The 16,708-nt window shown below is 70.3% G+C and carries 10 protein-coding genes and 1 pseudogene; 5 read left to right on the top strand and 6 right to left on the bottom strand.

Going from position 1 to position 16,708, the window contains the following annotated elements:
* Window positions 1–205 precede the first annotated feature (205 nt).
* The gene (locus FLX07_RS26185; protein WP_208762398.1) at window positions 206–2,581 is read right to left on the bottom strand and encodes a glycoside hydrolase family 3 N-terminal domain-containing protein; all 2,376 of its coding nucleotides are present in this window, start codon (window positions 2,579–2,581) and stop codon (window positions 206–208) included.
* A gap of 233 nt (window positions 2,582–2,814) precedes the next feature.
* Between FLX07_RS26185 and FLX07_RS26180 the strand changes: the two genes are divergently transcribed.
* Window positions 2,815–3,618 carry a fumarylacetoacetate hydrolase family protein gene (locus FLX07_RS26180; protein ID WP_229689512.1) on the top strand — a complete coding sequence of 268 codons (804 nt, stop codon included), beginning with the start codon at window positions 2,815–2,817 and terminating at the stop codon, window positions 3,616–3,618.
* 20 nt (window positions 3,619–3,638) lie between these two features.
* Window positions 3,639–6,749, top strand: coding sequence for an ATP-binding protein (locus FLX07_RS26175; protein WP_142574337.1), 3,111 nt, complete (start codon window positions 3,639–3,641; stop codon window positions 6,747–6,749).
* Window positions 6,750–6,755: 6 nt separating this feature from the next.
* Here FLX07_RS26175 and FLX07_RS26170 read toward each other — a convergent pair whose 3' ends face one another.
* Both FLX07_RS26170 and FLX07_RS26165 read right to left on the bottom strand, forming a co-directional pair.
* Window positions 6,756–7,601 (bottom strand): ABC transporter permease, encoded by an 846-nt coding sequence (locus FLX07_RS26170; RefSeq protein WP_142574336.1) that lies wholly within the window; start codon window positions 7,599–7,601, stop codon window positions 6,756–6,758.
* A complete protein-coding gene (locus tag FLX07_RS26165) occupies window positions 7,598–8,581 on the bottom strand; it encodes an ATP-binding cassette domain-containing protein (RefSeq protein ID WP_142574335.1) in 984 nt (327 codons plus the stop codon). Before FLX07_RS26165 ends, FLX07_RS26170 begins: the two co-directional genes overlap by 4 nt.
* Before the next feature lie 183 nt (window positions 8,582–8,764).
* Here FLX07_RS26165 and rph point away from each other — a divergent pair, with 183 nt between their 5' ends.
* The gene (gene rph / locus FLX07_RS26160; RefSeq protein WP_229689559.1) at window positions 8,765–11,320 is read left to right on the top strand and encodes a rifamycin-inactivating phosphotransferase; all 2,556 of its coding nucleotides are present in this window, start codon (window positions 8,765–8,767) and stop codon (window positions 11,318–11,320) included.
* A 72-nt stretch (window positions 11,321–11,392) separates the two neighbouring features.
* Here the strand turns inward: rph and FLX07_RS26155 are convergent, their stop codons facing one another.
* Window positions 11,393–12,640, bottom strand: coding sequence for an MFS transporter (locus FLX07_RS26155; protein ID WP_167748390.1), 1,248 nt, complete (start codon window positions 12,638–12,640; stop codon window positions 11,393–11,395).
* Window positions 12,641–12,677: 37 nt separating this feature from the next.
* Window positions 12,678–13,082: an SRPBCC family protein gene (locus FLX07_RS26150; RefSeq protein ID WP_189104889.1), complete on the bottom strand. Its 405-nt coding sequence runs from the start codon at window positions 13,080–13,082 to the stop codon at window positions 12,678–12,680.
* Between the two features lie 196 nt (window positions 13,083–13,278).
* Here FLX07_RS26150 and FLX07_RS26145 point away from each other — a divergent pair, with 196 nt between their 5' ends.
* Entirely contained in the window at window positions 13,279–14,313 is a 1,035-nt protein-coding gene (locus FLX07_RS26145; RefSeq protein WP_142574332.1) for a LacI family DNA-binding transcriptional regulator, read from the top strand.
* A 61-nt stretch (window positions 14,314–14,374) separates the two neighbouring features.
* Here FLX07_RS26145 and FLX07_RS26140 read toward each other — a convergent pair whose 3' ends face one another.
* Window positions 14,375–15,847 (bottom strand): glycoside hydrolase family 10 protein, encoded by a 1,473-nt coding sequence (locus FLX07_RS26140; protein WP_142574331.1) that lies wholly within the window; start codon window positions 15,845–15,847, stop codon window positions 14,375–14,377.
* 620 nt (window positions 15,848–16,467) lie between these two features.
* Here FLX07_RS26140 and FLX07_RS26135 point away from each other — a divergent pair.
* Window positions 16,468–16,708: pseudogene (locus FLX07_RS26135) on the top strand (hypothetical protein); the annotation flags it as partial.

Raw genomic sequence — 16,708 nt, 5'->3', positions numbered from 1 at the left:
CGCCCTCGACCATGCCGCTCTCTCCGCATTGCAATCGTTATCGGTTACGTTTCCGGCCTTTAACGTAAGCGACACCGATAGCAAACACAAGGCCTTTCGGCTTCTCGTTACGACGACCGTACTCCCTTTAGGGCGTGCCCCAAATAGGCATGACAGTGGGGCAGCCGCGGAGCCGCGGCTGCCCGTCTCGCCTCACGCCGTCGTCTCACTCGGCCGGTGACGTGACCGCGCCCGTGTAGGCCTTGCGGACCTCCGACCGGTCCGCGTCGCCCGTGATGGTGAACGTGCCCGCGTGGGTGTGGGCGTCAGCGGAGAATCCGACATACACCTCGATATTGCCGGTTTCTACCGCATAGTTCATGTTCCGGTCGTAGAAGCCGAGCTGGCCCGTGGGCAGGTGGAAGCGGATGACCGTTCGCTCCCCGGCGCCGGCGGACACGCGGGCGAAGCTCTTCAGTTCGAGCACCGGCCGGGTGACCGTCGCCTGCGGGTCCCGTATGTAGAGCTGGACGACCTCCTCGCCGGCCCGGTCGCCGGTGTTGGCCACCGCGACCTCCACCGCGACGCCGTCCCCGGCGATCACCTCGGTGCGGTCCAGCGTGGCCCGTTCGATGACGAACGGGGCGTATCCGAGTCCGTGACCGAAGCGGTAGCGCGGGCTGACGGGCGAGTCGACGTAGTCACCGTGCCAGTGCGAGCGCCCCCCGGACACCTTGTGCCCGTAGAAGACGGGTATCTGGCCCACGGTGCGCGGATAGGAGATGGGCAGCTTCCCGCTGGGGTTCACCTCGCCGAGCAGAACCTCGGCGATCGCCCTCGCCCCGGTCTGCCCCGGCAACCAGGCCATCAGCACCGCGGCGCAACTGTCGTGCAGGAAGTCGCCGCCGACGGGCCGGCCGGCGACGAGCACCGCCACCACCGGGGTGCCGGTGGCGACGACGGCGCGAACCAGATCCTCCTGGACACCGGGCAGTTCCAAGCTGGACCGATCACGCGACTCCCCCGTGGTCGCCCTGGTGGTCAACCCCGAACGATCTCCCAGGACCAGCACCGCGACGTCGGCCGCCGCGGCCGCCGCGACCGCCTCGTCGAAACCGTCCCTCGACGTGTCGATCACATCGCACCCACGCGCGTAGCGCAGCCGGTCGCCCAGGCGGGCCGCGAGCTCGTCGCGCACCGTCGGCATCCCGTCCGTGCTCTCCTCGATCTCGAGGTCGTCCGGGATCGTCATCATCTGGCCGAGCAGGCCCTGCCGCTCGCGCGCCTGCATCAACGACTCGACATGCGCCGCGAAGGAGTAGTCGCCGAGCAGGTGGCGGGCGTCGTCGGCGTTCGGCCCGATGAGCGCCACCGTTCCCGCGTCCGGCCGCAACGGCAGCATGCCGTCGTTCTTGAGCAGGACGAGGCTGTGGCGAGCGATCTCGAGCGCCACCTCGCGGTGCCCCTCGGCGTTCACCGCCACCCCGACCGCGGCCTCGTCGACGTAGGGGTTCTCGAACAGGCCCAGCTCGAACTTGTGCCGCAGAACCCGTGCGACCGCCTCGTCCAGTTCCGCTTCGCCGACCTCGCCGGCGTCCAGGGCCTGTGCCAGCGCGCCCGCGTACGCGTCCGTCGCCGGAAGCTCGACGTCGGTGCCCGCGGTGAGCGCCAGAGCCGCCGCCTGCGGCTTGTCCCCGGCGAAGTGGTGATACGAGTGGAGATCGTCCACGGCGAAGTAGTCCGACACGACGGTCCCCTCGAAGCCCCACTCCTCGCGGAGGACGTCGCCGAGGAGCTCACGGTTGGCGTGGCAGGGAATGCCGTCCAGCTCGTGGTAACCGGCCATCACCGACTGGAGGCCCGCCTCACGGACCGCCGCCTCGAACGGGTACAGATACACCTCCCGCAGCAGACGAGGCGGCAGGTGCGCCGGCGCCCAGTTCAACCCGCCCTCGGACGCCCCGTAACCGACGAAGTGCTTGGCCGTCGCGATGACGCCCTCCGTCAGCGAGGCGCCCTGGAGGCCCCGGATGAAGGCCACGCCCATGCGGGCCACCAGGTATGGATCCTCCCCGTAGGTCTCCTCGGTCCGGCCCCACCGCGGGTCCCGCACCACGTCCAGCACCGGTGAGAGCCCCTGGTGGCTTCCCGTCGCGCGCATCTGCGCGCGGACGGCGTCCGCCAGCCGCCGGTTGAGCTCCGGTTCCCAGGTGCTCGCGACACCGATCGCCTGGGGGAAGACGGTCGCCTCCCGCGCCATCAATCCGGAGCACACCTCCTCGTGCACGATCGCCGGGATCCCCAGCCGGGTCTCCGTCGCCAGAAATCGCTGGATCTCGTTGGCGACCCGCGCGACCTGCGCCGCCTTGAGATTGGTGGCTCCCGCGACCCGGGTCACGTGCCCCAGCCCGTGCCGGAGGACCGCACGCGCCCGCTCCGGTGAGTATCGGCCCGCCTCGATCAGGGAGAACGCCCAGACGCTCCCCAGTTGCGCGAGCTTCTCCGCCCGGGTCATCCGGCCCATCAGATCCGCCACGCGCTCGCCCACCGGCACGCCCGGATCGGTGTACGCCGCTCCCGATTCCCGCCTCACAGTGGTCACCCGGTCACTCCAATCACTGCTCGATCCCATTCCCTCGCAAACGTAATCGATAACGTTTACAATGCCACCGTTACCGATCTTGTGCGTTTTGTCCAGATCTCGAACCGCGGATTCCGCCATCCGCCGGCCCTGACGTCAGCCATTCACGGCAGAAGGGAAAGACCCGAATGCACATCGTTCGATACAGGAGTGACAGCGACCCCCGCCCACGCATCGCCGTAATCGATGAGGGCGTGCTGTCCACCCTCCCGGTCGCCGGCATGTTCGAGCTTCTGAACCACCGGATCGAGGACATCGAGCGGATGTGCGCCGACGCCGTCCCCGACCGCGTGCTCGGCGAGGTACGTCTGCTCGCCCCCGTGGACGGCGCCACGGAGGTGTGGGCCGCGGGCGTGACCTACCTGCGCTCCCGGGACGCGCGGGTGGAGGAAAGCGACCTCAAATCGGTCTACGAGCTGGTCTATGACGCCGAGCGTCCCGAACTGTTCTTCAAGTCGCCCGCCTGGCGCGTGGTCGTCGACGGCGAACCCGTCGGCATCCGCTCCGACTCCGAGCTCAACGTTCCCGAGCCCGAGCTGGCTCTCGTGGTGAACCGCTTCGAGGAGATCGTCGGCTACCTCGTCTGCAACGACATGAGCTCGCGATCGGTGGAGGGCGAAAACCCGCTCTACCTACCGCAGGCCAAGATGTACGCCGGAGCATGCGCCCTGTCCTCCGGCATCAGACCCGCGTGGGAGGTCGACCCCTCCGACCTCGCCATCCGCCTGACGGTCACTCGCGAGGGCGCTGTCATCTGGGACGGCACGACCTCCACAAGGCAGATCCGGCGCCCGCTCACCGAGCTGACCGCCTATCTCTTCCACTCCGAGAACCATCCCCACGGGGCCGTTCTCTCCACGGGGACCGGCATCGTGCCCGAGCTCGACTTCCTGTTGCATGTGGGCGACCTGATCACCGTGTCGATCGACGAGGTCGGCGAACTCCGTAATCCGGTTGTCGCGGGCAAGGATCATTTCCGCTTTCTGTCGACCCCGTGACGCCAGCCTAGACTTGCGCCATGCCGATCGATCTGACCCTGCTCGACCGTGTGCGGTGGCGGGGGCAGCCGGTGGTCGGCGAGAGGGCCCAGGCACTGCTCGCGGCCCTCGCGCTCGCCTGCCGGACCGTGAACGCGGACCAGCTCGTCGCGGAGGTGTGGGGGGACAGCGAACCGGCCAATCCGGCGAAGGCGCTGCAGGTCCTGGTGTCCCGGACCAGGTCGGTCGTGGGGGCGGAGACGCTGGTCACGGAGGGGGGCGGCTACCGGCTCGAGGTCCCGCCCGAGCGGGTCGACGCCGGCCGGCTGCACCGTCTGTCGGACCGCGCGCGGGCGCTGCTCGCCGAGGATCCGGCCGCGGCGGTCACGGCGGCGCAGGAGGCGCTCGCGCTGGGCGTCGGAGCGCTGCCGCCCGAGGGCGGCGGCCCGCTGGCCGAGGCGCGCCAGCGCGCGGAACGCGATCTGGCGGCCGCGCGGGTCGTGCTCGCCCGGGCCCGCAGCCGCAGCGGCGACCACGACCTCGCCCTGCCCGAGATCGAGGAGGCGGTGCGGCTCCACCCCGAGGACGAGGGACTGCTCGCCGACCTCCTGCACAGCGAGGCGGCGGTGCGCGGAACGGGCGCCGCGCTGGACCGCTTCGAGCGTTACCGGTCCGGCCTGCGCGACCGGATCGGCGCCGACGTCGGCCCTGAGCTGCGACGCATCCATCGTGAGCTGCTGGCACTCGACAGCCCCGTACGCGCCGGCGTGCGGTTCGAGACCACCCCGCTGCTCGGCCGCGACGACGACCTCCGGCAGGTGCGGGCGCTACTCGCCACCTCACGGGTGGTCTCGATCCTCGGTCCTGGCGGGCTCGGCAAGACCCGGCTCGCCCATGCCGTCGCCCGCGAGGCCTCGCAGCCGGTGGTGCACTTCGTCGAGCTGGTCGGCGTGACCGCACCCGAGGACCTGGTCGGCGAGGTCGGGTCCGCGCTCGGCGTCCGCGACTCGGTGACAGGGCGCCGCACGCTCACCCCGCAGCAGCGCGCCGACATCAGGGCCCGGATCGCCCAGCAGCTCGATCTGGCCCCCACGCTGCTGGTCCTCGACAACTGCGAGCATCTGGTGGAGGCGGTCGCCGACCTGGTCGCCTATCTGACCGCGACCACCCGGGAGCTGCGCGTCCTCACCACGACCCGCTCGCCGCTGGCGATCGCCGCCGAACGTGCCTATCCGCTGCCCCAGTTGGGAACCGCCGACGCCGTCGAGCTGTTCGGCGACCGCGCGACCGCGGCCCGGCCCGGTGTGCACCTCGACGAGGACGACGTACGCGCCGTCGTGTCCCGCTTGGACGGCCTGCCGCTCGCGATCGAACTGGCCGCCGCCAAGGTGAGGGTGATGTCACCGGCCGAGATCGCCCGGCGGCTGGCGGACCGGTTCGCGCTGCTGCGCGGCGGCGATCGGAGCGCCCCCTTCCGGCACCAGACGCTGCTGGCGGTGATCGACTGGTCCTGGAACCTTCTCGGCGAGCGGGAGCGCCGGGCCCTGCGCCGCCTCTCGGCCTTCCCGGACGGCTTCACCCTGGACGCGGCGGAGGAGGTGCTCGGCGACGACGCTCTCGGCGACGTCGAGGAGCTCGTGGAGCAGTCCCTCCTCACCGTCGTGGAGACAGCCGACGGGGTCCGATATCGCATGCTGGAGACGGTGCGCGAGTTCGGCCGTATGCGGCTGGACTCGGCCGGCGAGACCGCCGACGCACGGGCCGCCGTACGCGCCTGGGCCGTCGGTTACGCCGACCGGCACGGCGCACGGCTGTACTCGCCGGAGCAGGTCGACGCGATGGACCGGCTGCGTGCCGAGGAGACGAACCTCGCCGACGTCCTGCGCGAGGCCCTCGCCGATCCCGCTCCGGAGACGGTCGTGGTGCTGTTCTCCGCTCTGGGCGCCTACTGGACGATCTGCGGGAACCATACGCGCACCGTCGTCCTCACCCCGGCCATCGCCGCCGCCCTGAGCGACTGGACGCCTCCGCCCCGGCTCCTCGACCGGACCCGGCTGGCCCTGAGCATCGCGCTGTTCACCACCAGCGTCATCTCCCTCGAAGAGACCGGGACACTGACGCGGCTGCTGTCCGAGCTGGGCGCCGACTCGGCGAACCCGGCCGTGCGGGCGCTGGTGACCGCACTGCTCACCATGCTGTCGGACCAGGAGCGCGGCCTGGAAAAGCTGGCCGCCGACCCCGACCCGCTGACTCGCCGGATCGCGCTGCACTGGCTGAGCCACGGCCGGGAGAACACCGGCGACCCGGTCGGCGCCGTCGAAGCGGCCCAGGCCGCCCTCGCACTCGTCGGCGACGACGACGGTCCCTGGCACCGGGCGGTGCTGCGCATCCACCTCGCCGCTCTGTACGCGCACCTCGGTGACTCCGCGTCGGCCTCCCTGCATGCCACCGAGGCAATCCCCGTGCTCGAACGCCTCGGGGCGGTGGAGGACGCCGTACAGATCCGCGCCACCCTCGCCATGTCGGCGCTCGCCGAGGGCCGCCGAGACGACGCCGCGAGGATGCTCGACGAACTGGAGACGGTCGCCTCCCAGGGCACCTACGGCGAGGTCCTGGCGGTCGCCTCCGGCATAGCCCAGTTGGCCCTCGTCGACGGCGACATCGCCGAGGGACTGCGGCAGCACCGCGAGACCGCCGAGGCGCTCCGGAACCTGCGTATGCCGGGCGTGCCGGAGGGTTCGACGATGTGGGCCATCGTCGGCGAGGTCGTCGCGGTCTCGGCGTTCGCGGAGTACGGCGGGGGCGACGACGGCGCGGACCTCTTCGCGTCGCTGCGGGCCAAGGTCCTGATCGCGTTCGACTCCGACCACGCCTTCAGGGACTACCCGCTGGTGGGGATGGTGCTCGCCGGGCTGGGCATCTGGGGCCTGCGAAGGGGGGCGCTGCCGGTCGAGGAGGCGGTGCGGCTGCTCGTGCTCGCCGACCGGTTCGCCTACAACCGGTTCGTCCCGACGATGCAGTGGTCGGTGCTGTCCGCGCACGCCGAACGGATCGCCCCCGGCGCCATCTCCCGGATCGAGACCGAATACGGCGAACGGCGCGGCCCGGCCCTGCTGGCCGAGGCTCGCGCCGTTTTGGAGCGGGTGGTCTGACACCGGCTACATCTTGCGGGAGTACGACCGGACCGCCAGCGGAGCGAAGATCGCCACGACGACCGCGCAGCCGAAGACCGCCCAGCCGACCTCGCCCGTCACGGCCCCGTCGTTGAGCAGGTCCCGCACCGCGGAGACGACGTGCGACACCGGGTTGACCTTCACGAACGCCTCCAGCCAGTCGGGCAGCGTGTCGGCGGGGACGAAGGCGTTGGACAGGAAGGTGAGCGGGAACATGATCATCATTGAGATGCCCTGGACGCTCTGCGCCGAGCGCGCGATCGTGCCCAGCCAGGTGAAGATCCACGCCAGCGACCAGCCCGCGACCACGGTGAGTGCGACGCCGCCGACGCAGCCGAGCACACCACCGCCGGGACGGTAGCCGATGGCCAGGCCGGTGGCGACCGTCAGCACCGACGCGATGCCGTAACGGATCAGGTCGGCGATCATCGGGCCGGCCAGGGGGGCGATCCTCGCGATCGGCAGGGACTTGAAGCGGTCGAACACCCCCTTGTCCATGTCTTCGCGCAGTTGCACGCCCGTCGCCATGCAGACGGTCATGGCCGTCTGGGCGAGGATGCCGGGGATCAGCACCGGAAGGTAGTCCGACACACTGCCGGAGATCGCGCCGCCGAAGATGAACGCGAACATCGCCGTGAACAGCAAGGGCTGGATGAGAACGTCGAAGAACTGCTCGGGCTTGCGGCGCATCTTCTTCAGGCCCCGCCACGCCATCGCCAGGGTCTGGACCCAGGTTTCCTGGAACGAGGGGTGGGACGTGGTGCGGGCCACCGCGGCGGACGGGTCGACGCGCCGGGAGCCGAGCGGGGTCGCGGTGGTCGTGGTGGTCATCGAGTCGCCTCCATCTGGGATTCGCGGGCCTGGGATTCGTGGGCGCCGTGGCCGGTCAGCGCCAGGAAGACCTCGTCCAGCGTCGGCTTGGCGACGCTCACCGAGGAGATGCCGAGGCCTGCTTCGCGCAGGCCGATCAGGACGTCCGCGGCCCGATCGGGGTCGGGGAGGGGGATGTTCATGCGTCCCGACTCCGGGGTCAGGACCGGCTCCTCGCCCAGCAACCGGCGTACGACGTCGGCGGCCAGGGCGGTGTCGGAGGCGTCCGCGAGCCTGAGCTGCAGGGTCGAGTCGCCGACCTGGGTCTTCAGGGCGTCGGGGATGTCCTCGGCGACCTTCCGGCCTCGGTCGATCACGGCGATGCGATCGGCCAGCTGGTCGGCCTCGTCCAGGTATTGGGTGGTCAGGAGGATCGTGGAGCCATCGGTGACCAGCTCGCGGATGGTGCCCCACATCTGGCCTCGGGTTCTCGGGTCGAGGCCGGTCGTGGGTTCGTCCAGGAAGATCAGGGGTGGGCGGGTGATGAGGCTCGACGCCAGGTCCAGGCGACGGCGCATGCCGCCGCTGAACTGGGACAGGGGACGGTCGGCCGCCTCCTGGAGGTCGAAGCGTTCGAGCAGGTCACCGGCGATGCTCTTGGCTCGGGTGCTCGCCAGGCCCTGCAGGCGGGCGAACAGCCAGAGGTTCTCCCGGGCGGTCAGGTCCTCGTCCACCGAGGCGTACTGGCCGGTGACGCCCACCAGCTGCCGGATGCGGTGGGGTTCCCGCCGCACGTCGACGCCGAAGATCTCCGCGTGGCCGCCGTCGATGGGAAGCAGGGTCGCGAGCATCCGGAGCATCGTGGTCTTACCCGCTCCGTTCGGGCCCAGGACCCCGAAGATCTCGCCTTGCCGTACGTCGAGGTCGATGCCGTCCACGGCCCGGAAGTCCCCGAAGTTCTTGACCAGGCCTTCGGCCCGGACGGCACTGAGGTCCGCCATGACGCGTCTCCTCTCTCCGCCGGGTACCTCCCGGCGTCCGAGATGAGCTTCCGCGTTGCCGGCTTCATCGCGGCTTCATGCCGGTTTCACCTCTGACCTGGCGGTTTCGTCGGCTCCGGCGGCAGTATCTGCCGGTACGGTCGAACCGGCCCGACGAACAATGGAGCAGGCGAATTGCGCTATGTGATGGGTTTCGAGCACATCGACTCGACGAATGTCGCGGACGTCGGCGGAAAGGGGGCGCACCTTGGCGAGCTCTCGCGAATCGACGGCATCCGCGTGCCGGACGGCTTCTGCGTCACGACGGACGCCTTCCGGCGGGTCGTGGCCGATGTCCCGTCGATCGACGCTCAGCTTGACCTGCTGTCGCGGGTGGAACCGGACGACCGCGCGGCGATCCGCGCCCTGAGCGCGGACATCCGCCGGGCCGTCGAGGGCGTCGTGTTGCCCGACGACCTCGTGGCGGCGATCGGCGAATCACTCACCCGGCTCGGGGAGCAGGACTCCTACGCGGTGCGTTCCAGCGCGACGGCCGAGGACCTGCCGACCGCGTCCTTCGCCGGCCAGCAGGACTCCTACCTGAACGTCGTGGGCCTGACGGAGATCCTTCGGCACGTCCGGCGGTGCTGGGCCTCGCTGTTCACCGAGCGGGCGGTGACCTACCGGCGCCGTAACGGCTTCGACGACCGGAAGGTGCGGATGGCCGTGGTCGTGCAGCGGATGGTGTTCCCCGACGCGGCCGGGATCCTGTTCACCGCCGACCCCGTGACCTCGAATCGGAAGATCGCCACCGTGGAGGCCGGTTGGGGGCTCGGCGACGCGCTTGTCTCCGGTCTGGTCTCCGGAGACGCCTACGCGGTGCGCGACGACCAGGTCGTCTCCAGGAGGGCCGCCACAGCCGTCGCCACCAAGCCGGGGCCGGCTCTGACGGATGCGCAGGTCGTGCGCCTGGTGCGGCTGGGCCGGCGGATCGAGGCGCACTTCGGCCGGCCCCAGGACATCGAATGGTGCCTGGCCGGCGACGACTTCCACTTCGTCCAGAGCCGGGCGATCACCACCCTGTTTCCCATCCCCACGACCGACGACCAGGACCATCACGTCTACGTCTCCGTCGGTCACCAGCAGATGATGACCGACGCGATGAAGCCGCTGGGACTGTCCCTGTGGCAGCTCACGACCCCGCGGCCCATGCATGAGGCGGGCGGACGGTTGTTCGTCGACGTGGCCCCCGTCCTGGCGACACCCGCGGGCCGCGCGCGCCTCCTCGGGACCTTCGGGAGTTCCGACCCGCTGGTCCGGGACGCGCTGCAGGCCGTACTCGACCGCGGTTTTGTCCGCTCACTCCCGGACGAGGCGTCCGGCCCCACATCCGCCGGCCCCGCGCCCGCCGGTGCCGCGCCCGCCCCGATCGAGACCGATCCGGCCGTCGTCACCCGGCTGATCCGACACAGCGAGGCGTCCGTCGCCACCCTGCGGCGCGAGATCCAGGGTCTGTCCGGGCCGGCGCTGCTCGACTTCATCCTGACCGACATCGCGGAGCTGAAGCGCGTCCTGTTCGATCCGCTGAGCTCTCGGGTGATCATGGCGGGGATGGAGGCGACCTGGTGGCTCAACGACCACCTCGACGAGTGGCTGGGCGAGAAGAACGCGGCGGACGCGCTCACGCAATCCGTGCCCCACAACGTCACGTCGGAGATGGGGCTGGCGCTCCTCGACGTCGCGGACACGATCCGGCCGTACGCGGACGTCGTGGCGTTCCTGCAGCGCGTCGTGGACGAAGGCCGCGAGGGCGACGGCTTCCTCGACGAGCTGGCCGGGCTGCCCGGCGGACGGGAGGCGCGTGACGCCGTCCGGGGCTACCTCGACCAGTACGGCATGCGCTGCGCGGGCGAGATCGACATCACCAGAACGCGCTGGAGCGAGCGACCCGCCATGCTCGTGCCCGCCATCCTCGGCAACGTCAAGAACTTCGAGCCGGGCGCGGGCAAGCGACGCTTCGAACAAGGACGCCGGGAGTCGCGGCGCAAAGAGCAGGAGTTGCTCACGCGCTTGCGCGCCCTGCCCGGCGGGGAGCAGAAGGCCGAGGAGGCCAAGCGGATGATCGACCGCGTCCGCACCTTCGCCGGATACCGGGAGTACCCCAAATACGGCATGGTCAGCCGCTACTTCGCCTACAAGCAGGCGTTGCTGGGAGAAGCCGATCGCCTTGTCCGGTCCGGCGTCCTGCGCGAGAAGGACGACATCTTCTTCCTCCGTTTCGAGGAGTTGCGGGAGGTCGTGCGCACCGGCGACGTGGACGCCCAGCTCATCGGGGAAAGGCGGGAGGCGTTCCGGTCGTACGAGGCGCTCACACCGCCCCGGGTCCTCACCTCGGACGGCGAGGCCGTCACCGGCGGGTATCGGCGCGACGACGCCCCACCCGGCGCGCTTGCCGGGCTCCCGGTCTCGGCCGGGACCGTCGAGGGCCGCGCCCGTGTGATCCTGGACATGGCTCAGGCCGACCTTGAGGCGGGCGACATCCTGGTCACCGCCTACACCGACCCCAGCTGGACTCCCCTGTTCGTCTCCGTCGCCGGACTGGTGACGGAGGTGGGCGGCCTCATGACGCACGGCGCGGTCATCGCGCGGGAGTACGGCCTGCCGGCCGTCGTGGGGGTGGAGCAGGCCACCCGGCTGATCCGGGACGGGCAGCGGATCCGCGTTCACGGAACCGGCGGGTACGTCGAGATCCTCGCCTGAGCCGTCGGCAGCGGCAGCTATCTCACGAACTCCCGCGCGCCGCGCAGCCGCTGCCGCCCACGATGAGGATCCTCATGGGCTGTGACCGTAGTTCAACGAGGTCACGTCGCTCCGGAAACGCGTCATCCCGCGGAGGAACACGGTGGCCAGCGGCACGGCGAATCCGGCCACCGCGCCGATCGCCAGAAGCGCCGGGCGGCCGATCGCAGCGACGGCCGGACCGGTGAGCGTCAGGCCGAGGGGCGTCATGACCGAGGCGGCCAGCCAGTCGACGGAGGTGACCCGGGCGAGCCGCTCCGGAGGGATCTCCCGCTGGAGGTTCACCACCCACTGCACGGCGAAGATCTCCAGCCCCAGGCCCGCGGTGATGTAGCACGCGTACACGAGTCCCGGTGACACCGGCCACACGAGCGCGAGCGGCACGACGCCGTAAACGGCGAGCCCGGCGATGGCGGCCAGCCCCGGCCGGCCGGGCTTCCACCTCATGCTGACGAGCCCTCCCACCAGGCCGCCGACCGACAGAAGAGCGAGGGCTGTTCCGTACACGGCGTCGCCGCCGAAGGTCTCGCGAGAGACGAGAGGCAGCAGGACCTGCGCCGGCGCGATCGTGAGCATCTGCTGGAACGCGACGGCGACGATGATCCCCAGGACCCACCGCCGCCGGACGACCTCGAAGACGCCGTCGGCGATCTCCCGCACGGCGGACGCCCGCCGCCCCGGTGTGACGACGGGTTCGCGCAACGGCAGGAGAAGGACGAGGCCGAGCAGATAGGCCGTCAGCACAGCGAGGAATCCGATCCTGGGGGACCACACCGTCACGACGTACGCACCGAGACCGGGCCCGATCATGGCGCCGAGCCGCCAGGAGACAGCGGTCAGCGCAGCGCCGGCCGGACGCTGTTCGGGGGTGAGGACCGAGGACAAGCAGGCCTGGTACGCGGGCCGGTGGAAGGCCTCCGCCCCTCCGACGAGGAAGACCAGGAGCGCGAGAAGCCACGGTGAGGCGGCGCCGCATAACCCGACGGCGGCCACGCAGCATTGGAAACCCATCGAGGCGACCATCACCGCACGGCGGGGCAGCCGGTCCGCCCACAGCCCGCCGAGCAACGCGAACACGATCAACGCGATCCACCGGCAGGTGAAGATCGCGCCGACGGTCGACGCGGTGCCGCCCGCGTTGAGGGCCGCGATGGTGACCGTGACCGGGAATATCTGGTCGGCCGCCACCGACATCGTGAAGCTGAGCCACAGCAGGCGGAATTCGCGATTGCGCGCCAGAGATCCACCCGCCGAACCAGTCAGACCTCTGAGCTTCCCCAAGCGACTGCGCATGCTACGAAATGCCTCGCCCGGTCCCTCACCTCATCGGTCGTGCCATGACCGCTTTCAACCGGGTGAGGTCGGCCTGGACGAGGCCCGCGTCGCGGGCGAAGTCCTCGTCGCTCACCCCCGGAAGGCGGCGCAGGGTGAAGACCACCTCGCAGACGTCGCCGTCGGGGATGACCCGCATCGGGTTGTAGACGACCTGCCCGGAGGGCAGCGTGACGTCGTGGTCGAGAATGCCGTAGTCGTTGCGCTCGGCGAAGGCCAGGCCGACCCGGCCCGACGGGGTCTCCACGTACCACCGTCCTTCGACGTTCTCCACCGAGCTGCCCAGCCCCGGGGCCCATTGCGGGAGGTTGGCCGGGTTCGACGCGTATTCGTAGACGTCGGCCGCGTGCCGGTCGATCCACACGCTGATGTGCCGGGATTCCGAAGCCATGCATGCCATCATGCCGGAGAGCGCCGGGGTGCACACCGGTGTGCCTGGCGACAGGGGGAATACTCGCAGGATAAACCGGTTTTACGAAAACTTTCGTGGGCGGCATCAGGATGAACTCGCCGACCGACTGAAACAATTCGGCTAATCGCCGAAACATTCAGGGTTTTCCCCGTGTCCCGACGTTAGACTGCGCCTTGTGACCGTTGTCGACGAGCCGCCCGCATCCGACTCCGAACCGCTGACTCTCGCGCAGCTCGCCGAACTCGCGGGAGTGTCGAAGGCGACGGTCTCCAAAGTGGTGAACGGCAGGTCCGCGGTGGCGCCGGAGACCCGCGCCCTCATCGAGGGCCTCATCCGCGAGCACGGCTTCCGCAGGCAGCGGCGGCGCTCCAGTCCCGCCGCCGTGCTGGAGCTGGTCTTCCACGAACTGGCGGGCGACTACCCGACGGAGATCGCCCGGGGGGTGGGGCAGGTCGCGCGCGACCATCACATGGCCGTGGCGATCTCCGAGTTACAGGGCAACCACGTCCCCGGTGCCGACTGGCTCGAAGACGTGCTCGGCCGCCGCCCCGCCGGCGTCATCGCGGTCTTCTCCAGCCTGACCGACGTCCAGCGTGAGCGGCTCGCCACTCACAAGATCCCCCTCGTCCTCCTCGACCCGACCGGCGATCCGGGACACCGCGTCCCCTCCGTGGGCGCGGGCAACTGGAACGGCGGGCTCACCGCCACACGCCACCTGCTGGAGCTGGGCCACCAGCGGATCGCCATCATCACCGGGCCGCCGCACGCGTTGTCCAGCCGGGCCCGTCTCGACGGCTACCGCGCCGCGCTCGACACGGCCGGAGCGCCCGTCGACCCGGATCTGATCTGCCAGGGCGACTACCAGATCGAGGACGGCCTGACGCACACCCACAGGCTGCTGCGCCTGTCCGACCCTCCCACGGCCGTCTTCGCCTCCAACGACGGCCAGGCCATCGGGGTCTACCACGCGGCCCACCAGCTGGGGCTGCGCATCCCCGAGGACCTCAGCGTCGTCGGCTTCGACGACATGCCCCCGACGCGGTGGGCCATTCCGCCGCTGACCACGGTCCATCAGCCGCTGACCGAGATGGCGGGGGCGGCGGCCTCCATGCTGGTGACGCTCTCCAGGGGAGAGCCCCTCCCCCATCACCGCAAGGAGTTCGCCACGACCCTCGTCGTACGCGAGAGCACCGCTCCTCCGAAGCACTGAAGGCGGATCTCCGGTGCGACGGGGGTCCGCCGCACCGGAGATCCGCTTCCCCCGGATGTCGTCAGGGGCTGGTGCAGGTGAGGGTGGGAGTGGCCGCACTGCCGTTGGCGGTGAAGCCGAAGGTGGTGGACGAGCCGGCCGCGATCGAGCCGTTGTAGGCGGCGTTGCCGACGGTCACCGAGGAGCCGGACACGCTCTGCGTGCCGTTCCACAGGCTGCTGATGGTCTGCCCGCCCGGCCAGGTCCACTTCACGGTCCAGCCGTCGACCGCCGAGCCGCCCGCCCGTACGGTGACCTCCGACTGGAACCCGCCCGGCCAGCTGTTGACCGTCGTCAGGGTCGCCGAGCACGCACCCGTCACCGGAGACGGTGTCGAGGACGGGCTGGTACGCGGGGACGGGCTGGTGTTCGGGCTGGTGTTCGGGCTGGGCGTCGGACTGGGTGTCGGACTGATCGTCGGCGACGGGCTGGTGTTCGGCGTCGCCGCGTTGAGGGCGTCGAGGACGGCCGTGTACGCCTGCTTCTTGTTGAAGTTGCCGTCGAACAGCAGCGGGTTGTCGCCGCTGCGCCAGGAGTACTTGTCGGTGATGCCCCACACGGTCATGCCGGTGCAGCGGGGCACTGCCGTGCACGCCTGGGTGACCCGGCGGTAGGCGTCGGCCTGCGCGGAGCCCGAGCCGCCGATGTCGAGCTCGGTGATCTGGACGTCGACGCCGAGCGCGGCGAACTGGGCGATGTTCTGCTGGTAGTTGGACGGCACCGATCCCTGGGACAGGTGCGACTGCAGTCCGACGCAGTCGATCGGCACGCCGCGGGCCTTGAAGTCCTTGACCATGTTGTAGACGCCGCGGGTCTTGTTCGCGTTGGCGTCGTCGATGTTGTAGTCGTTGTAGCAGAGCTTGGCGTTGGGGTCGGCCGCGCGCGCGGCGCGGAAGGCCTCTTCGATGAAGCCGTTGCCGAGTTTCTGGGTGAAGATCGAGCTGCGCAGGGAGCCGACCGAGCCGCCGTCGGCGAAGGCCTCGTTGACCACGTCCCAGGCGTAGATCTTGCCCTTGTAGTGGCCCATCACGTTGTTGATGTGGTTGACCATGGCCGAGCGCAGGTCGTTGGTGGACAGGCCGCCGACCCAGCTGGGCAGCTGGCCGTGCCAGACGAGCGTGTGGCCGCGGATCTTCATGCCCTTGCTCTGGGCGTGGCTGACGATCTGGTCGGCGGAGGTGAAGCGGAACGAGCCGCGTGAGGGCTCGGTGGCGTCCCACTTCATCTCGTTTTCGGGGGTGACGGCGTTGTACTCCCGGTCCCAGGTGGCCACGTAGGTCGAGTCGTTCATGTGCCCGGCCGCGATCGCGGCGCCGTAGTAGCGGCCGCTCTGGGCGGCGGCCGCGCCCAGTGTGCCTGCGGCGGCGCCGGCGGGAACGGACGCCGCGAGTGCGGTGACCGTGCCGAGTACGCCGAGGGCGCCGGCGACCAGCAGCCGGCGGGTGCCGGCGCGTGGCCGCCGTCCTCCGCCGGCGGATAAGGGGTTTTCGCCCATGCCTGAGCCTCCACTGCGAAATCAATGAGGGAACGCGGACAGACGGCCGCGGAAACGGCACGCGCTCGTCGTCGCGTCGGAACTGCGGCTCCTGCCGCTCACCACCGACCCCGGCAGGAGGAGCCGCCTCGGGGGTCAGTCTGGGAATCAGACTCGAAACGTGTCAAGGGTGTCACCAGAACGTTTCGCTGCCCAAAGGGGCCCGAAGCGGTCCGAGAGGCCATCATGCTGCATCGATGTCACTGACATGCCGATGTAATTTTCCTGTCGCTCCCGAGACCGGCCGTCGCGATGCCGGTCGTGATGAACGTTTCACCCCCGCGACCGTCCCGGCGGAGCGTTCGCGTCCCATCCCGCCAGTTGAAACGCGCGGGCCGGACGGAGGGGCGGAACAGGGCGCGGGCGCGCACTTGACGGGCACTCCTCACGTCGTATTTGCTCCGGCGCACCACCACCCCGGCCATCCGAGGAGAGGAGCGAACGACTCGCAGCACCGATGTTAACGCTAACAAGACTGCCGCCGAGCGCTACCGGAGCCCGGCCCCCGGCGGCGTGCGGGTCGGCCACGGCGGGGACCCGCCCACCCACCTCACCGTCACGGAAGGGTTGACCAACCAGCGATGTTAACGCTCACAAACCAGCGCGGACAGAGCCGGTGGAGACGCCGGCTGACCACCGCGCTTCTGACCGTGACCGTCCTGGCGATCGCGCCCGCCGTAGCCCGCGCCGAGTCCAACGGCGGGGTGCGGGTGATGCCGCTGGGCGACTCGATCACCGAGGGCACGCAGGTGCCCGGCGGCTACCGGATCGGGCTGTGGCAGCGCCTGGCCGCGGGCCGCTACACGACCGACTTCGTCGGAT

This window comes from Microbispora bryophytorum, from assembly GCF_006874465.1.
In the GTDB taxonomy this organism is placed as follows: Bacteria; Actinomycetota; Actinomycetes; order Streptosporangiales; family Streptosporangiaceae; genus Microbispora; species Microbispora bryophytorum.
The sequence above is the reverse complement of the archived record's forward strand: the minus strand, read 5'-3'. Positions and strand labels throughout refer to the sequence as shown.